Source organism: Pseudomonas sp. FSL W5-0203 (assembly GCF_001896155.1).
GTDB lineage: Bacteria > Pseudomonadota > Gammaproteobacteria > Pseudomonadales > Pseudomonadaceae > Aquipseudomonas > Aquipseudomonas paracarnis.
Map to the genome: position 1 here is coordinate 144,413 of NZ_MPOR01000010.1, position 15,974 is coordinate 160,386.

The window sequence follows — 15,974 nt, forward strand, 5'->3', positions numbered from 1 at the left end:
GGACCCCGCCCTAGCGGTCCGGAACTTGAACCCCGAACTTCCCCTCCCCAAAAGAAGTCCGGGGTTTTTTTTGCCCGCAGAAAAGTTATTCGGCGATTTCTGCGCCCTTGTCCGCCAATTCCATCCAGCCGGCCAGTACGGTGTAGGCTTCTTCCAGGCCCATGCGCTTGGGGGCGGAGAACAGTTGAATCGTGATGGTATCGCCCCAGCCCTTACGGATTTCGGACTGCACTTTGAGCAGGGTGTTCTTGGCTGCGCCGTAGGTGAGCTTGTCGGCCTTGGTCAGCAAAATGTGCATCGGCATGCCGCTGGCGACAGCCCAGTCGAGCATCAGCAAGTCGAAGTCGGTCATTGGATGACGGATATCCATCATCAGAATCAAACCCTTCAAACTCTCGCGACCACCCAGGTAAGCCTCAAGGTGACGCTGCCAGTGCAGCTTCAGCGGGATAGGTACTTTTGCATAACCGTAGCCCGGCAGGTCGACCAGACGCCGATCATCGTCTAGCTTGAAGAAATTGAGTAGTTGCGTGCGGCCCGGGGTTTTCGAGGTGCGCGCCAGGCTGGCGTGAGTCAGGGTGTTCAGTGCGCTGGATTTACCGGCGTTGGAACGGCCGGCAAAGGCGACTTCAAAGCCCTCGTCATCGGGGCATTGGTCCACTTTGGCGGCGCTGAGCATGAAGGTGGACTGTTGGCACAGGCCGAGGATGGGGTTCTTGAGTTGCATGAGATTTCCGATGTGGGCGGTGCCGAGAAAGGGTGCGGCAAGCGGTGTCGTTTCCGTTTCAGTAGCGCCAGTATATAATGCCGCAGATTTTGTGTGTGCTTTGTCCCAGCGAAGGATGAGGTTCACGGGAGCGAAAGACCTTTATTGCGCATTAGAACGCAAAACGCTCTCAAACCCTGAATAGGTCGATGTATGGACCGACGGTTGCTCGCTTCTGCTGCCCTGATTCCGCTTTACGGCGCTCAGGCTACACAGGATCAACCGAGTTTGCATGGTCAGGCTGACGCAGTGCGTGACCCAGGGTTTCAAGGCAATGCCGCCGCGTGGTTTGTGCATGGACTGCAGTACTGAGGATTACCAGGCCGTCATTGATTTGGTGGTGAGTAAACCCGGTAGATAACTCTTAAACCCTTAGCCGTAGTTGGATTAGCTGATGAACAAACTGATCGTGAGTCTGCTGTTGACCTTGGGCATCACAGGCGCTGCCGTCGCTGCAGAGGGCCCCGTCAAAGGTGATGCCACTGCCGGTCAAGCGAAGGCCGCCGTGTGTGGTGCCTGCCACGGGCCGGATGGTAACAGCCCGGCGCCGAACTTCCCCAAACTGGCCGGCCAGGGTGAACGTTACCTGAGCAAGCAGATGCACGACATCAAGGACGGCAAGCGCACGGTGCTGGAAATGACCGGCCTGCTGACCAATCTCAACGATCAGGACCTGGCGGACCTCGCGGCGTATTTTGCCAGCCAGAAGGGCAGCGTGGGAGCTGCCGATCCTAAACTGGTCGCCCGCGGAGAGCAGTTGTTCCGTGGCGGTAACCTGGAAAAAGGCTTGCCTGCCTGCACCGGTTGCCACTCGCCCAATGGCGCAGGCAACGCTGCCGCAGGCTTCCCGCACCTGAGCGGCCAGCACGCCACCTACATCGCCAAGCAGTTGACCGACTTCCGCAAAGAAGAAGCCGGCCGGGCCAACGATGGGGACGCCATGACTATGCGCACCATCGCTCGCAAGCTGAGCGACGAAGACATCGCAGCCCTCTCCAGTTATATCCAGGGCCTGCACTGACGGGGCTGGGCGTTAACGCTCGATTAATCCCGCGATGCAAGCATAAAAAGGGTGGCTCAGGCCGCCCTTTTTTGTGGCCGCTGCCGTTACACTAACGAACTCATGTCCGCGTAGACCTGTCACAACAAAGGTCGCGTGAGGCGACTTTATTTGTCCAGGAGTAAAGCATGCGTAATCTGATCCTCAGCGCCGCTCTCGTCACTGCCAGCCTCTTCGGCATGACCGCACAAGCTGCCGATGTGCCGCTTGAAGCCGGTAAAACCTATGTTGAGCTGTCTAATCCGGTTCCGGTTGCGGTACCCGGCAAGATCGAGGTGGTGGAGCTGTTCTGGTACGGTTGCCCGCATTGCTACGCGTTCGAGCCGACTATCAACCCATGGGCTGAAAAGCTGCCCAAGGACGTTAACTTCCGTCGCATTCCCGCCATGTTCGGTGGCCCATGGGACGCCCACGGCCAACTGTTCCTGACCCTGGAAGCCATGGGTGTTGAGCACAAGGTCCACAACGCCGTCTTCGAAGCGATCCAGAAACAGGGCAAGCGCCTGACCAAACCGGACGAAATGGCTGACTTCGTTGCTACTCAAGGTGTCGACAAGGACAAGTTCCTGGCGACCTTCAACTCTTTCGCTATCCAGGGCCAGATCAAACAGGCCAAGGAACTCGCGCAGAAGTACGGCGTGCAAGGCGTTCCCACGCTGATCGTCAACGGCAAATACCGTTTCGACCTGGGCAGCACCGGTGGTCCTGAAGCGACCCTCAACGTTGCTGACCAACTGATTGCCAAAGAACGCGCTGCCAAGTAAGGGGCTCGCCATGCGCCGCTGGGGTACCGAGCGTGTCGTTGGCCTGCATGAACCGCAGGTCAACGAGCATCACCTGGAGTCCACAGGCCTGCCGGCAGATAGCCGCTTGCGCCTGCTCAGTTTCAATATCCAGGTGGGCAACAGTACCGAGAAGTATCGGCATTACCTCACGCGTGGCTGGCAGCACCTGCTGCCCCACAAGGGGCGTACCGGTAACCTGCAGAAAATCGGCGACCTGCTCAGCGACTTCGACTTGGTCGCGCTGCAGGAAGCCGACGGCGGCAGCCTGCGCTCCGGCTATATCAACCAGGTGGAACACCTGGCTCAGCTGGGCGCCTTCCCGTACTGGTATCAGCAACTCAACCGCAACCTGGGGCGCCTGGCGCAGCACAGCAATGGCGTACTCAGCCGCCTCAAACCCACGGCTATTGAAGATCACCCCTTGCCAGGCCCCAAAGGGCGCGGGGCGATCCTTGTGCGTTTTGGCGAAGGCCCGGAAGCCTTGGTGGTGGTGATGATGCACCTGGCCCTAGGGGGGCGTACGCGCAACCTGCAACTGGCCTACGTGCGTGAATTGATTGGCAACTACAAGCACCAGGTGCTCATGGGTGACATGAACACCCATGCCAACGACCTGCTGCAGAATTCTCCGCTGCGCGACCTGGGGTTACTGGCGCCGCAAGTCGAAGCCACGTTTCCCAGCTGGCGCCCGCAGCGCTGTCTTGACCATATCCTGCTCAGCCCAAGCCTCACACTGGAAAGTGTGCAAGTGCTGGCGCAGCCCATTTCCGATCACCTGCCGGTCGCGGTAGAGATTCGTCTGCCGGGTTCGCTCACGGCTGATGCATTACCCGCGTTGAGCCCAGGCCCTCGCGGACCCCTTGCATGAGCGACGACGCCCAGCGCTGGAAAGAGAAATACCTCCAGAGCATCGAGCAACAAGACAAACTCGAACGCCGCTGGGCTGCCCGCCTCGATTTGCTGCGCCGCGGGCTGGTGCGCAGCACGCTGGCCGCCGAAGGCACCGACCGAGCTGTCGACCAATGCATGAAGGAAATGCGCGATGTCGTGCGCACGGACGACATGGATGCTGCCCTCGCCGCTTTACTGCCACGCCTGGAAAAGGCCGTGCTGGATTCGGAGCAGCGCCGCGAAACCCGCGTCGACCAGATCAGCGCCGCGCTCACCGCCTTGGTCACCCAGTTGCAAAAGCTGCCGCTGCCCCGCGAGGTGGCTCGTCCGCTGAAAACCTTCGCCAAGCAACTCGATGGTCGCGTGGCGCAAGCGCGGGAGATACCGCTGCTGCTCAGTGAGCTGAGCAGCCTGCAGGGGCAGGCGCTGAATAATCTGGAGCCTGAAGGCGAACCCGCACGCCCAGGCCCGGGTCTGTTGCAACGCCTGTTCGGTAGTAAAGAGGCCGCCGGTGAAGCGCTCCCGGTTGACGCGGAGCCACTGCCGGCAGCGCAATTGGCACCGCCAAAGCCTGCAGCGCCCACACCCGCGCCCGAACCGGAAGAACCTGCGCAATCGGAAGAATTGACCCAAGCCTTGCGTGCCTTTGCACCGCTGTCACCTACGCCCGTGGCCTTGAAGCCTGCGCCTGTTGCAGCGGCCGGAGGGCAAGAGGTCGCCAGCGACACGCCGTTATTCGACGCTCCAGAGCTGCCGTCGATTGCGGCGCCTGCGCAATTATCTGAACCCGACGTGCAGGCGCCTCCGGTTGCGGAGCCTGCTCAAGAAAGCGCACTCGCCGCCTTTATCGAACCGCCGCCGGTTCCAGTCGAAACGCCGGATGAAACCACCATCGGCAGCCTGTCGCTGCCCCCTGTGCTGGAAGGTCCCGAGCCCGACGAACTGCAACCGGACGGCACCTACGCCCTGCCTGATTCGCCTGAACCGTCCTATAGTTCGGTGGCCAAGCACATTGAAGGCTCTTTGCTCGGCCTGCTGGAAGACCTTTCCCTGCCTGAACGTCACCAGCCCCAGGCCGAGGCGATGCGTGAACGTCTCGCCCATGGTTTGAATTGGTACGAACTGCTGCCGATCCTGGATGACCTGGCCGTGCTGATGCTGGCGGTCACCGACAGTGGCCAGCATGAGTTCGAGGCTTATCTCAAGCAGCTCAACGAGCGTCTCGAGGCATTCCAGGGTCATCTGCAGGTCGCCAGCGAGGGCCACGCCGACAGCAGCCTGGCCGCGCGGGAGTTGGACACGCAGATTCGCGAGCAGGTCGACGGCCTGCAAAGCAGCGTGCAGGACGCTGCCGACCTGGACAGCCTCAAGCAGGTGCTCGAAAGCCATCTTGAAGGCTTGCTCGGCACCATGGATGAACACCAGCAACAGCGTGACCTGCGCGAACAGGAAGTGGCCGCACGCCTCAAAGGTCTGGCTGAACGCGTGGCCCATATGGAGCAGGAGGCCCAGGGCTACCGCGAGCACCTGGAGGTACAACGCCAGAAGGCCTTGCTCGATCCGCTCACCGGGTTGCCCAACCGTGCGGCGTGGAGCGAACGCCTCGATTACGAAGTCAACGCCTGGCATCAGCGCGGTAACAGCCTGTCGCTGGCCATGCTCGACCTGGACCACTTCAAACGCATCAACGACGGCTACGGTCACCTGGCAGGGGACAAAGTCTTGAAGATCATCGCCAATGTGCTGAGCAAGCGCCTGCGGCCGACGGACTTCATCGCGCGTTTCGGGGGTGAAGAGTTTGTGCTGCTAATGCCCGACTCGGCCTTGGCGGATGCCTTGGCCGTAGGTGAAGTATTGCGTGAGGCTATTGCAGCGTGCCCGTTCCACTTCAAGGGTGAGCCGGTAACGATCACGGTGTCCATGGGCGTGGCGCAGTTTCAACCCGGCGAGCGCAGTGACCTGGCGCTCAAGCGTGCCGATGAAGCGCTCTACAGGGCAAAAGCTGCGGGACGTAATCAGGTGCAGGCGGCATAAAAGATGTTCCATTTTGTAATTTGACCGCTTGGCCGTGAGCCGTACGTTACACTGTTGCATTATCGTCTTTCAGTGTAATGCCTCTCGCCATGAAATCCTTGTATATCGCTTTAGCGTTTCTTCTGCTCGCCGGCTGCGCCAGTGGCCCGCGCCTGAACACCAGCCATCCTTCGGTTAACCACGACAACCGCGTGCAGTTCGTTGTGGTGCATTACACCTCGACCAACCTTGAACGTTCCCTGGCGCTGTTGACCCATGGCCAGGTCAGCAGTCATTACCTGATCGGCGACGACGCCTCCGGCACCATCTACAAGCTGGTGGATGAAAGCCAGCGCGCCTGGCACGCGGGGGAAAGCGAGTGGATGGGGCGCACCTGGCTCAATTCCAGCTCCATCGGCATCGAGATCGTCAACCCAGGGTTCAGTGATACTCCCACGGGGCGTGTGTGGTACCCGTATTCCGAAGCGCAGGTGCAGTCGCTGATCGTGCTGCTCAAGGACATCAGCAAGCGCAATGGCATCGACCCCAAGAACATCATCGGGCACAGCGACATCGCCCCACTGCGCAAGCTGGACCCAGGCCCGTTGTTCCCTTGGAAACGCTTGGCGGCAGAAGGTCTGGCCGTGTGGCCGGATGCCCAGGCAGTGGCCCGGTTCCAGGTGCAGTACGCCGCGCAGTTACCAAGCATTACCTGGTTCCAGGAAGAGCTGGCGCGCCTGGGCTACCAGACGCCGCAGACTGGCGAGTTGGATGTGGCCACGCGGCACGTCATCGCCGCGTTCCAGATGCGCTTCCGGCCATCGCTGTTTGATGGCACTCCGGATGCTGAAAGTGCCGCAATCCTGCGGGCCTTGAATCACCGCTGATGGTGTACAGGTAGGAGCGAGCAAGCTCTCTCCTACAGGGGTAATGCCATATAGAACTGCGTACCCTGCCCCGGCCGCGAGTACACACCCATGCGGCCGCCGTGCAATTGCACGATTTCCTTGCACAGTGCCAAGCCCAGGCCCGCACCGCCCTTCTTGCGGCCCACCTGTACAAAGGGTTCGAAGATCCGCCCTTGCTGGCCGTAGGCAATGCCTTCGCCGTTATCCTCGACGCTGATAATCACCCGCTCACCATGCCGTCGTGCCTGCAGACGAATCTGCCCGCCTTCGGCGGTGTGGCGCAGGGCATTGCCCAGCAGGTTGTCGAGCACCCGCTCCAGTTGCACTTGGTCGGCATACAGCCGTGGCAATTCAGGTTGAGCTTCTACCAGCAACTCAATGTGCTGGGCGTTCGCAGGCTCAGCAAATCGGGCCCGTGCGTGCTCCAGCAAGTCGGTGACATCGCACGTCCCCAGGGTGAGTTTTTGCAGGCCGTTCTGGTAACGCGAGAAGTTGAGCAGGTCATTGATCAACTGCATCAGGCGCTGCATCTCTTCATTGACCGTATCCAGCAGGTCCGCCTCGCGGGAGTCCGCAGGGAATTTGGCCCGCTCACGGAACAAGCCGAAGGCCATGTGCATGCCGGTAACCGGGGTGCGCAGCTCATGGGAGGCGCGCAACACGAACTCGCTGCGCACCCGTTCGAAGGCGCGCTGTTCCGTCACGTCATGCAGCACCATCACGGCCCCGAGAATGTGCCCCTGTGTATGGCTAACCGGGGTCAGGCTGTAGGTCAGCAGGCGTAACTCACCCTCGACTTCCACCTCCAGATCATCCGGGGCCCGCTCCAGGTTGCCGCCGCGTAGCACCAGTTGCAGCTGTTCATCCATTTCCGCGCGACCCATGGCTTCGCCAAGCCCTTGACCCAGCCGCTCCTCATCCCAGCCCAATTGGCGCTGCGCCACAGGGTTGAGGTGCTCCAGGCAGCCTTGGCGATCAATCATCAACAGGCCGTCATCGATACTGTCGAGCACCGCTTGCAGGCGCTGTTGGCCGGCCAGCAGCTCATCGATGTTAGTGGCCTGATGTTGGCGCAACGCTTCGGCCATGATGCCGAAACGGCGGGTCAGCAGGTTCATTTCCGCTGCGGAGGAGATCGGCAGCGTGACTTCAAAGTCGCCCTGCCCGATCTTGTCGGCGGCCTTGGCCAGGGCCTCGATGGGACCACCGAAACGCCGGGCGATGCCATGGGCCGTGACGAAACCGATGATCAGCACCGCGAGCCCCACCAGCCCGAGCAGGCCCGCTATCAACAACGCGCGCTCACGGGATTTATGCTCACTGGTACTGATATTTTCCAGCGCCCGCTTGTGTTCGGCAATCAAGCCGTTGCGCAGTATGTTGAAGGTTTCGGTGAGCCTTTCCTTGCTGCCCGCAGGCGGTGATGCCTGTTGGGATTGGTCAAACGCATTGAGCAGATTCTGGTAATCCGAGCGTGCCTGGCTGAAACCATGGTTTTTGCCGTCGACCTGTTCATGGGCGATGCCCTGGTCCAACAGATCGAAATAATGCTGCTTTGAGGCTTGCAGGGCGTCTGGGTCGGGACGCTTCTCCAGCATCATGATCAACTGGTCGCCCAGGCTCTGACGCAACTTGAGCCCCAGGTCCAGGGTGATGAAATTACTGCGGATCAACGATTCCTGGGTCTTGGCCATTTGCATGACGCTGACCAAGCCCAGGATCAACCCCAGCAAAGCCACGGTAATCAACGCTGAGATGCTCAGGAATAACCGGGTGCGCAGTTTCATCGCGAGCTTCATAAAGTCCTGTTCAAAGGTTGTACTGCTTGCGTTTGCGGTACAGCGTCGACGCATCGATGCCGAGTGTGCGGGCCGCTTGGTCCAGCGTGTCGCTGGTCGCAAGTACGGCGCCGATATGAGCCTTTTCCAGCTCGTCCAGGCTCAAAGCCGCTCCGATACGCGGTGCATTGTTGGCCGGTTGCTCGGCCATCCCCAGGTGGCTGATCTCCACCTTTTCCTGAGGGCAGATGATGCTGGCGCGTTCCACCACGTTACGCAGTTCGCGGATGTTGCCGGGCCAGCGATAGTTGAGTAGCGCTTCGCGGGCATTATCACTGAAGCCGCGTGCCGGGCGTGCGTATTCCTTGACGAAGCGGGCAAGGAAGCGGTCAGCCAGGGTCAGGATGTCTTCACTGCGTTCGCGCAGCGGCGGCAAGTGCAAGGTGATGACATTCAGGCGGTAGAGCAAGTCTTCACGGAACCGGCCATCGCGCACCATGTCTTCCAGGTTCAGGTTGGTGGCTGCGAGGATGCGCACGTCGGCGCGGCGAGTGACCGGGTCGCCCACGCGCTCATACTCTTTGTCCTGGATAAACCGCAGCAACTTGGGTTGCAACGTGAGGGGGAAATCGCCGATCTCGTCGAGAAACAGCGTGCCGCCGTCCGCCTGATTCACTCGGCCCAAGGTGCTTTCACTGGCGCCGGTGAACGCGCCACGGCTGTGGCCAAACAGTTCGCTTTCCATTAGTTCGGCGGTCAGTGAGGGGCAGTTGATGGTCACGCAGGACTTCTTCGAGCGTTTGCTCCAGCCGTGTATCGCCCGGGCCAACTCACCTTTACCGGTGCCGGACTCGCCGAGGATCAAGATGTTGGCGTCCGTTCCGGCCACCTGCCGCGCGGTTTCCAACACCACCATCATGGCCGGACTATGGGAGTCGAGGCCGTCTTTGGGCTGGCGCACTTCGCCTTCCAGTGCTTCCAACCGCGCTGAGAGCTGACGCACTTCCAGTTGCTTGGCGGTAGCCAGGCGCAGTTGGTCTGGGCTGCAAGGTTTGACCAGGTAGTCGGCGGCGCCAGCCTGGATGGCGTCCACGGCGGTATCCACAGCCGAATGGGCGGTCACAATCACCACGCGCATCCACGGAGCCTGCACGCGCATCTGGGCCAGCACGTCCAGGCCATTGTCCTCGCCCAGCCGCAGGTCGAGGAAGCACAGGTCGAACACCTGACGCTGCATCAGGGCATCGGCCTGCGCGGCGCTGTTCGCGGTGGCGACGGTGTAGCCCTCATCTTCCAGGCAATAGCGGAAGGTGCGCAGGATCGCGGATTCGTCATCCACTAAAAGAATGCGGCCTTGAAGTTCCTTGGCTGAATCCATCTGTCCCGCACTCCTTAACTATAAATGTGATGGTGTTTAGTCCCGGAATAATCGGGCAAGTTGCATGGTTTATTCTGATTCATAAAAGGCTTCTTCGTGCAGCTATCTGCGCGCCTTCCTACAGACGTGGTTTGCGGACATTTTAAGGCCTTATTGCTCTTCGACCCTTCGATGTGCGCGCCAAGTGTCTGGTTCCGTCTACTGGGCATCGTGCATTTCGCACGGCCTATACCGAGGCATCGTGCAGGATGCTAGGCGATGATTCCATCGATCAAGTATAACTTATTGATTTTATTAGGTTTTATTTTGCAATAAAGCTGGCATGCACTCTGCAATATCTCCCCCAAGAGCGTCATGAACGAATAATCAGAATGCGGGAGTAATGCTGTATGACTCGCCAAAGCTTCAGCCAATTGCGTGTATCGCCGCTGCGCTTGCAGCAGGGCCTGTTCGCCAGCCTGGCGTTGATGGTCACGTTGATTGCCGGCCAGCAGTTGCAGCATTGGCAGGAGCGTGCGCAGCCAGCCCCGCAATTTGAACGTCCCGTCATGACCCAGACCCATTTCCGTTCCATTGGCAGCGCCAGCGCCGATGTGACTGCCCCGCAATTGAGCCTGGTAGATCAGGGTTCCACTCTGGACGAACTGCCGGCCCATGACCGTTGGGTGTTCTAGGCAAAAAACGTCGCTTATGTTGAGCGACTGCACGGCATCACTGCTGTTACCCCTATAGAAGCATAAGGAGAATCACCATGTTGAGTTGGGCAATCACATTTCTGATCATCGCCATTGTGGCCGCAGTCCTGGGCTTCGGTGGTATCGCGGGCACCGCCACCGGCATCGCCAAGATCCTGTTTGTGGTCTTCCTGGTGATGTTTATCGCTTCGTTCTTCTTTGGTCGCAAAGGCCGAGGTTGAATATGGTCAGCCTGCCTTTTAAAGCCCTTGCTGCTGCCCTGCTGTTGGGCGGCAGTGGCCTTGCCTTGGCCGCCAATGACGGCCAATCCCGGGCTAACGAATTGCTCAGCGCGGATCCGCAGTACCGTGAAACCTGGCAAGACGTGGTGAAGAAAGAGGAACGCCTGCCCGAATGGGTGATGAACCTGTCGGGCACGGCCGAGCAAATGAATGCCGTTGAGGAAGATGGCGACAAGTATTTGGTCGGGCCGCTCTGCGAAACCGCAGACACCTGCCTGAACAAGCGCCTGATCGTCGCCTTCAGCCTCGACAAGGAAGATGCCTACGCCATGTTGGTGGAAGTCCCGGCTGGTTTGCCAGCGGACAAGTCGCCGACACGGCACGCCGATTACCGTTTTCTCGGTAAGCCGGACGAGGGTATGCAAAAGCTGCTGATGGAGCAGCTCAAGAAAGACCCGAATTGGTACTAGGTTCCGTCTGACGGAGCTGGCGTCCATAGAAGGAAGCCCTTGTGCTTCTTTCTGTTTGCATCGCTCCTTGAGTGATGCATGACCAGGGGGCCGGGTTGCTCTGATCGATCAGGATCGGCGTGACCTACGGGTACAGGGAGTACCTGCGCAAGGGCCGGGTCAGGCGAAAAGCTGCGACGCAAGTTCACAAGACCTCAAGCTTGCTGAACTTGCGGCGGGCTTACGACTCTCATCCCCGCGTTTCATGCCGCTCATAGCCGCCGTTTTGCTTTTTGCCTCTGGCCAACCATTACCGGGTATGTCGTTGTGACCATCTATCGAGAATTTTTCATCGACGCTATAGGATCTTTCTGGCGCTAGGTGATGGATTTCTCAGACATTTCTGCCAATCAATCCGAGTCGTCCAGTATCTCTGCGCGAGCCTGATTTAGCCGCTCAACGGCATATTCACCCGCCGGAATGGCAGATACGAACTGACCGTTTGGACAAATTATTTCAAAAAAAGCCATGCCGATTCGGCATGGGGTAGGCGTTTACGGCATTAGACGTCGCTCCCTTGCATGGGAATAGTTGCGCCTTTTTTCGCCTGCCAGTAAGCCATTTCGGCCACGCTGCGGTGACCTTCCATGGAGGCAGATGCACACACTTTTTCGCTTTCGAGCGTTGCAGCTGGCGCATTTGCCGTAAGTCCACTTGAAGCAAGGGTAATGACATGAAGAAGGCAAAGCTAAGCCTCGCCTGGCAGATCCTCATCGGTTTGGTACTGGGCATTGCAATCGGTGCAGTACTCAACCATTTCAGTGCTGAAAAGGCCTGGTGGATCAGCAATGTGTTGCAGCCGGCGGGCGATATCTTTATCCGCCTGATCAAGATGATCGTGATCCCGATTGTGATTTCTTCGCTGATCGTCGGTATCGCCGGTGTAGGCGACGCGAAAAAGCTCGGTCGTATCGGCGTCAAAACCATCCTCTACTTCGAAATCGTCACCACCATCGCCATCGTGGTGGGCCTGTTGCTCGCCAACCTGTTCCACCCAGGCGCTGGCATCGACATGAGTACCCTGGGTACCGTGGATATCTCCAAGTACCAGGCGACTGCCGCCGAAGTGCAGCATGAACATGCGTTCATCGAAACCATCCTCAACCTGATCCCCTCGAACATCTTCGCGGCTGTTGCCCGTGGCGAGATGCTGCCGATCATCTTCTTCTCGGTGCTGTTCGGCCTGGGGCTGTCGAGCCTCAAGCCTGAGCTGCGCGAGCCGCTGGTGACCATGTTCCAGGGCGTGTCCGAGAGCATGTTCAAAGTCACCCACATGATCATGAAGTACGCCCCTATCGGTGTATTCGCGCTGATCGCGGTGACGGTCGCCAACTTCGGCTTCGCCTCGCTGCTGCCGCTGGCCAAGCTGGTGATCCTGGTTTACGTCGCGATCCTGTTCTTCGCCTTCGCGGTCCTGGGTTTGATCGCCCGCCTGTTCGGCTTCTCGATCCTCAAGCTGATCCGCATCTTCAAAGATGAGTTGGTATTGGCTTACTCCACCGCCAGCTCCGAAACCGTGCTGCCGCGTGTGATCGAAAAGATGGAAGCCTACGGCGCGCCGAAAGCGATCTGCAGCTTCGTGGTGCCGACCGGTTATTCGTTCAACCTCGACGGTTCGACCCTGTACCAGAGCATCGCAGCAATCTTCATTGCCCAGCTGTATGGCATCGACCTGTCGATCGGCCAGCAATTGATGTTGGTACTGACCCTGATGGTGACCTCCAAAGGCATCGCCGGCGTGCCGGGCGTGTCCTTCGTGGTGTTGCTGGCGACGCTGGGCAGCGTGGGCATCCCACTGGAAGGCTTGGCGTTTATCGCCGGTGTCGACCGTGTGATGGACATGGCGCGTACCGCCCTGAACGTGATCGGCAACGCCTTGGCCGTACTGGTTATCTCCCGTTGGGAAGGCATGTACGACGACGCCAAGGGCGAGCGCTATTGGAATTCCTTGCCGCACTGGCGCAGCAAGGAAGCCCTGCCTACGGCACAAGCCACCCGTAGCTGATTGCAGATTGATCGAAAACAAACCCCGGAGAATTCCGGGGTTTGTCGTTTCTGCCAGCCCCGTTATCATTCGCCCCATCTTTCGGGGGATTTATCTGATGCTCAATGGCCTGTGGCTTGGCTTCTTTGTCGTGGCAATGGTGTCAGCGCTGGCGCAATGGCTGGTGGGCGGTAACGCCGGGATCTTCGCGGCGATGGTCGAAAGCATTTTCGCCATGGCCAAATTATCGGTGGAAGTTATGGTGCTGCTGTTCGGTACCCTGACGTTATGGCTGGGCTTTCTTCGGATCGCCGAAAAAGCCGGGATCGTCGATTGGCTGGCCAAGGCCCTCGGCCCGCTGTTTCGCCGCCTGATGCCCGAAGTGCCCGCCGGGCACCCCGCGATCGGTTTGATCACCCTCAACTTTGCCGCCAACGGCCTGGGCCTGGACAACGCCGCCACGCCCATCGGCCTGAAAGCCATGAAGGCGCTGCAAGAGCTCAACCCCATCCCCAATACGGCGACCAACGCTCAGATCCTGTTCCTGGTGCTCAACGCGTCCTCGCTGACGCTGTTGCCGGTGACCATCTTCATGTACCGCGCCCAGCAAGGCGCTGCGGACCCGACGCTGGTGTTCCTGCCGATCCTGCTGGCCACCAGCGCCTCGACGCTGGTGGGCCTGCTGTCGGTGGCGGTGATGCAGCGCCTGCGTTTGTGGGACCCGGTGGTGCTGGCCTATCTGATCCCCGGCGCGCTGGTACTGGGCGGCTTCATGGCGCTGCTGGCGACCCTGTCTGCCACAGCGCTGGCCGGTTTGTCGTCGATCCTGGGCAACCTCACGCTGTTTGGCTTGATCATGCTGTTCCTGGTGATCGGCGCGTTGCGCAAGGTCAAGGTGTACGAGGCCTTTGTCGAAGGCGCCAAGGAAGGCTTCGACGTGGCCAAGAACCTTTTGCCCTATCTGGTGGCGATGCTGTGTGCGGTTGGCGTGTTGCGTGCCTCGGGCGCCTTGGAGTTCGGCCTGGAAGGGATTCGCCATGTGGTGGCCTGGACGGGCCTGGATACGCGCTTTGTCGACGCGCTGCCGACCGCGATGGTCAAGCCGTTCTCCGGCAGCGCGGCGCGGGCGATGCTGATCGAGACCATGCAGACCCAGGGTGTGGACAGCTTCCCGGCCTTGGTGGCGGCGACGATTCAGGGCAGTACGGAAACCACTTTCTATGTGTTGGCGGTGTACTTTGGTTCGGTGGGGATCCAGCGGGCTCGGCATGCGGTGGGGTGTGCGTTGTTCGCGGAGTTTGCTGGTGTGGTCGCGGCTGTTTCGGTGTGCTACTGGTTTTTTGGTTAAGGCTACAATCGCTATCGCAGGCAAGCCAGCTCCCACTTTGACTGTGTTCACAAATCAGACTGTGGGAGCTGGCTTGCCTGCGATGAGGTCCTCAAGGTTTCAGTGCTGTATTGCCCTGACTCACCACCCAATCCACCACCTGCTTATTCAACTGATCCCCAGCCTGGCCAAAAGCAGCCACCACCGCTGGCACCTGGGTGTCACTCACTGGCTGCCTCACTTCAAACCGACGGCTGGCGATAATCCTTTGATCACGCCCACGCACCAATCGCGCGTCGAGGCGAATCACCACCTCCACCGTCTTGCCCCGATACTCGCTCTGAAACGCCTGCAACTGCCCGCCCAGTTCATAGTCGGCTTGCAGGTTGGTCTCGTCAGTGCTCAACAATGTCACGCGCCCGTCGCGCTGGAAGCCATCCAGCAGGCGATTACGCAGCAGCACCGGCGCCGGGTCACTCCAGCGCGAGTTCGCATAGTTGCTGATCAAGTTGCCATCTGGCACCACGGCGATGCGCGGGCTGTCGAGAAACTCGCTGGTCTGCGGCTTGGTCACGCGCAGCGACCAACTCACCGGCGTGCCTTGGCTGGCCGGCTGGGTGGACGCCAGGCGGTACACGTCCGAAGGGTCCGGCTTGGGTAGGATCGAGCACGCGCTGACCAGTGCCAGGGCCATGGGGACGATCATGTGATACGCACGCTTCATGGCGTGAACTCCTTGTTCTTGTCGCTGCCCAGCAGGTAACCGCTGGGGTTGGCTTCCAGACGGCGGGAGATGGCGCGCAGCGAGCCGAGGGTTTCACGCAACTCGCGCACGGCTGGCGCCAGTTCGTTGAGGCCCTGCATGCCGCTGTTCACCGAGTCCTGGTTATTGGTCAGCAAGGTATTGATGGTGGCGGTGCTTTGCTCCAGGGATTTCATCGCCTGCTCGGCGCTGCCGAAGGCTTGCTTGCCTTGTTCACTGAGCAAACCATTGGCGCTGCGCATCAGCACGGTGGTTTGCTCCAGCGCCGCGCCCGCCTGTTTGCTCACTTGCATCAATTGCTGCATCACCACCTTGATGTCGCCGCGTTGCTCGGCAATGGCGCCGGTGGTTTGTTGCAGGTTGTCCAGGGTGTTGCTCAGGCGTTCGACGTTTTCCCGCGAGAACAGGTGGTTGGCGTTGTGCAGCAGCAGGTTGACGCTGGTCATCAGGTCGTTGCTGTTATTGAGCAGGCGTGCGATAGGCGATGGCGACGCGATGATTTCCGGCAGGTTGCCGTCCTTGCCCTTGAGCTCCGGGCTCTGCGGGGTGCCGCCACTGAGCTGGATGATCGAGGTGCCGGTGATACCGGTCAGGGCCAGTTTGGCCTGGGTGTCCTCCTTGATTGGCGTTTGCCCGGCCAGGCGGATGCGCGCCAGGACGCGGCGTGGGTCTTTGGGGTCCAGGCGCAGGCTGATCACGTCGCCCACCTTGATGCCGCTGTACTGCACCGCACTGCCCTGGGACAGGCCGCTGACCGCTTCGTTGAAGATCACTTCGTAATCCTGGAAGGCGGTATCGACGCTGGACTTGGCCAGCCACAGGCCAAACAGCATCGCGCCGACCACCACAATTACGCTGAACAGTCCGATCATCACATGATGGGCTCGGGTTTCCAT

The 15,974-nt window shown here is 59.9% G+C and carries 15 protein-coding genes and 1 pseudogene; 11 read left to right on the forward strand and 5 right to left on the reverse strand.

The genetic code is table 11. The annotated features are described in order from the left end of the window. Positions 1-85 precede the first annotated feature (85 nt). Positions 86-727 carry a ribosome biogenesis GTP-binding protein YihA/YsxC gene (gene yihA, locus BOP96_RS12005; RefSeq protein ID WP_003187369.1) on the reverse strand — a complete coding sequence of 214 codons (642 nt, stop codon included), beginning with the start codon at positions 725-727 and terminating at the stop codon, positions 86-88. A gap of 192 nt (positions 728-919) precedes the next feature. On the opposite strand from yihA, the pseudogene BOP96_RS30485 reads away from it, so the two are divergent. From BOP96_RS30485 to BOP96_RS12035, 6 genes and pseudogenes are all read left to right on the forward strand, one after another. After that, positions 920-1,127, forward strand: a pseudogene (locus BOP96_RS30485) (cytochrome). 33 nt (positions 1,128-1,160) lie between these two features. Next, on the forward strand, positions 1,161-1,787 hold the full coding sequence (locus BOP96_RS12015) for a c-type cytochrome (RefSeq protein ID WP_014716340.1): 627 nt from the start codon (positions 1,161-1,163) through the stop codon (positions 1,785-1,787). A gap of 167 nt (positions 1,788-1,954) precedes the next feature. Further along, complete coding sequence (gene dsbA, locus BOP96_RS12020) at positions 1,955-2,590, forward strand: thiol:disulfide interchange protein DsbA (RefSeq protein WP_014716341.1); 636 nt, start codon at positions 1,955-1,957, stop codon at positions 2,588-2,590. Positions 2,591-2,600: 10 nt separating this feature from the next. Further along, positions 2,601-3,479, forward strand: coding sequence for an endonuclease/exonuclease/phosphatase family protein (locus BOP96_RS12025; RefSeq protein WP_003187377.1), 879 nt, complete (start codon positions 2,601-2,603; stop codon positions 3,477-3,479). Beyond that, entirely contained in the window at positions 3,476-5,536 is a 2,061-nt protein-coding gene (locus tag BOP96_RS12030) for a GGDEF domain-containing protein (RefSeq protein WP_073452797.1), read from the forward strand. Before BOP96_RS12025 ends, BOP96_RS12030 begins: the two co-directional genes overlap by 4 nt. A gap of 89 nt (positions 5,537-5,625) precedes the next feature. Then, positions 5,626-6,402, forward strand: coding sequence for an N-acetylmuramoyl-L-alanine amidase (locus tag BOP96_RS12035; RefSeq protein ID WP_014716344.1), 777 nt, complete (start codon positions 5,626-5,628; stop codon positions 6,400-6,402). Between the two features lie 32 nt (positions 6,403-6,434). Here the strand turns inward: BOP96_RS12035 and BOP96_RS12040 are convergent, their stop codons facing one another. Together BOP96_RS12040 and algB are read right to left on the reverse strand one after the other, a co-directional pair. Next, positions 6,435-8,222 carry an ATP-binding protein gene (locus BOP96_RS12040; protein WP_073452799.1) on the reverse strand — a complete coding sequence of 596 codons (1,788 nt, stop codon included), beginning with the start codon at positions 8,220-8,222 and terminating at the stop codon, positions 6,435-6,437. Positions 8,223-8,232: 10 nt separating this feature from the next. After that, the gene (gene algB, locus BOP96_RS12045; protein WP_014716346.1) at positions 8,233-9,579 is read right to left on the reverse strand and encodes a sigma-54-dependent response regulator transcription factor AlgB; all 1,347 of its coding nucleotides are present in this window, start codon (positions 9,577-9,579) and stop codon (positions 8,233-8,235) included. Between the two features lie 389 nt (positions 9,580-9,968). Here algB and BOP96_RS12050 point away from each other — a divergent pair, with 389 nt between their 5' ends. From BOP96_RS12050 to BOP96_RS12070, 5 genes are all read left to right on the forward strand, one after another. After that, on the forward strand, positions 9,969-10,253 hold the full coding sequence (locus tag BOP96_RS12050; RefSeq protein ID WP_014716347.1) for a hypothetical protein: 285 nt from the start codon (positions 9,969-9,971) through the stop codon (positions 10,251-10,253). Between the two features lie 77 nt (positions 10,254-10,330). After that, positions 10,331-10,495 carry a DUF1328 domain-containing protein gene (locus tag BOP96_RS12055; protein ID WP_003187386.1) on the forward strand — a complete coding sequence of 55 codons (165 nt, stop codon included), beginning with the start codon at positions 10,331-10,333 and terminating at the stop codon, positions 10,493-10,495. A gap of 2 nt (positions 10,496-10,497) precedes the next feature. Continuing rightward, on the forward strand, positions 10,498-10,965 hold the full coding sequence (locus tag BOP96_RS12060) for an inhibitor of vertebrate lysozyme family protein (protein WP_014716348.1): 468 nt from the start codon (positions 10,498-10,500) through the stop codon (positions 10,963-10,965). Between the two features lie 712 nt (positions 10,966-11,677). Beyond that, positions 11,678-13,009, forward strand: coding sequence for a glutamate/aspartate:proton symporter GltP (gene gltP, locus BOP96_RS12065; RefSeq protein WP_003187390.1), 1,332 nt, complete (start codon positions 11,678-11,680; stop codon positions 13,007-13,009). 97 nt (positions 13,010-13,106) lie between these two features. Beyond that, positions 13,107-14,336, forward strand: a complete 1,230-nt coding sequence (locus BOP96_RS12070; protein WP_019816928.1) for a nucleoside recognition domain-containing protein — start codon at positions 13,107-13,109, stop codon at positions 14,334-14,336. A gap of 91 nt (positions 14,337-14,427) precedes the next feature. On the opposite strand, the gene BOP96_RS12075 is transcribed toward BOP96_RS12070, so the two are convergent. Both BOP96_RS12075 and BOP96_RS12080 read right to left on the reverse strand, forming a co-directional pair. Continuing rightward, positions 14,428-15,039, reverse strand: coding sequence for an ABC-type transport auxiliary lipoprotein family protein (locus BOP96_RS12075; protein WP_019816929.1), 612 nt, complete (start codon positions 15,037-15,039; stop codon positions 14,428-14,430). Then, a complete protein-coding gene (locus BOP96_RS12080) occupies positions 15,036-15,974 on the reverse strand; it encodes an MlaD family protein (RefSeq protein WP_003187394.1) in 939 nt (312 codons plus the stop codon). The genes BOP96_RS12075 and BOP96_RS12080 overlap by 4 nt, the downstream gene beginning before the upstream one ends.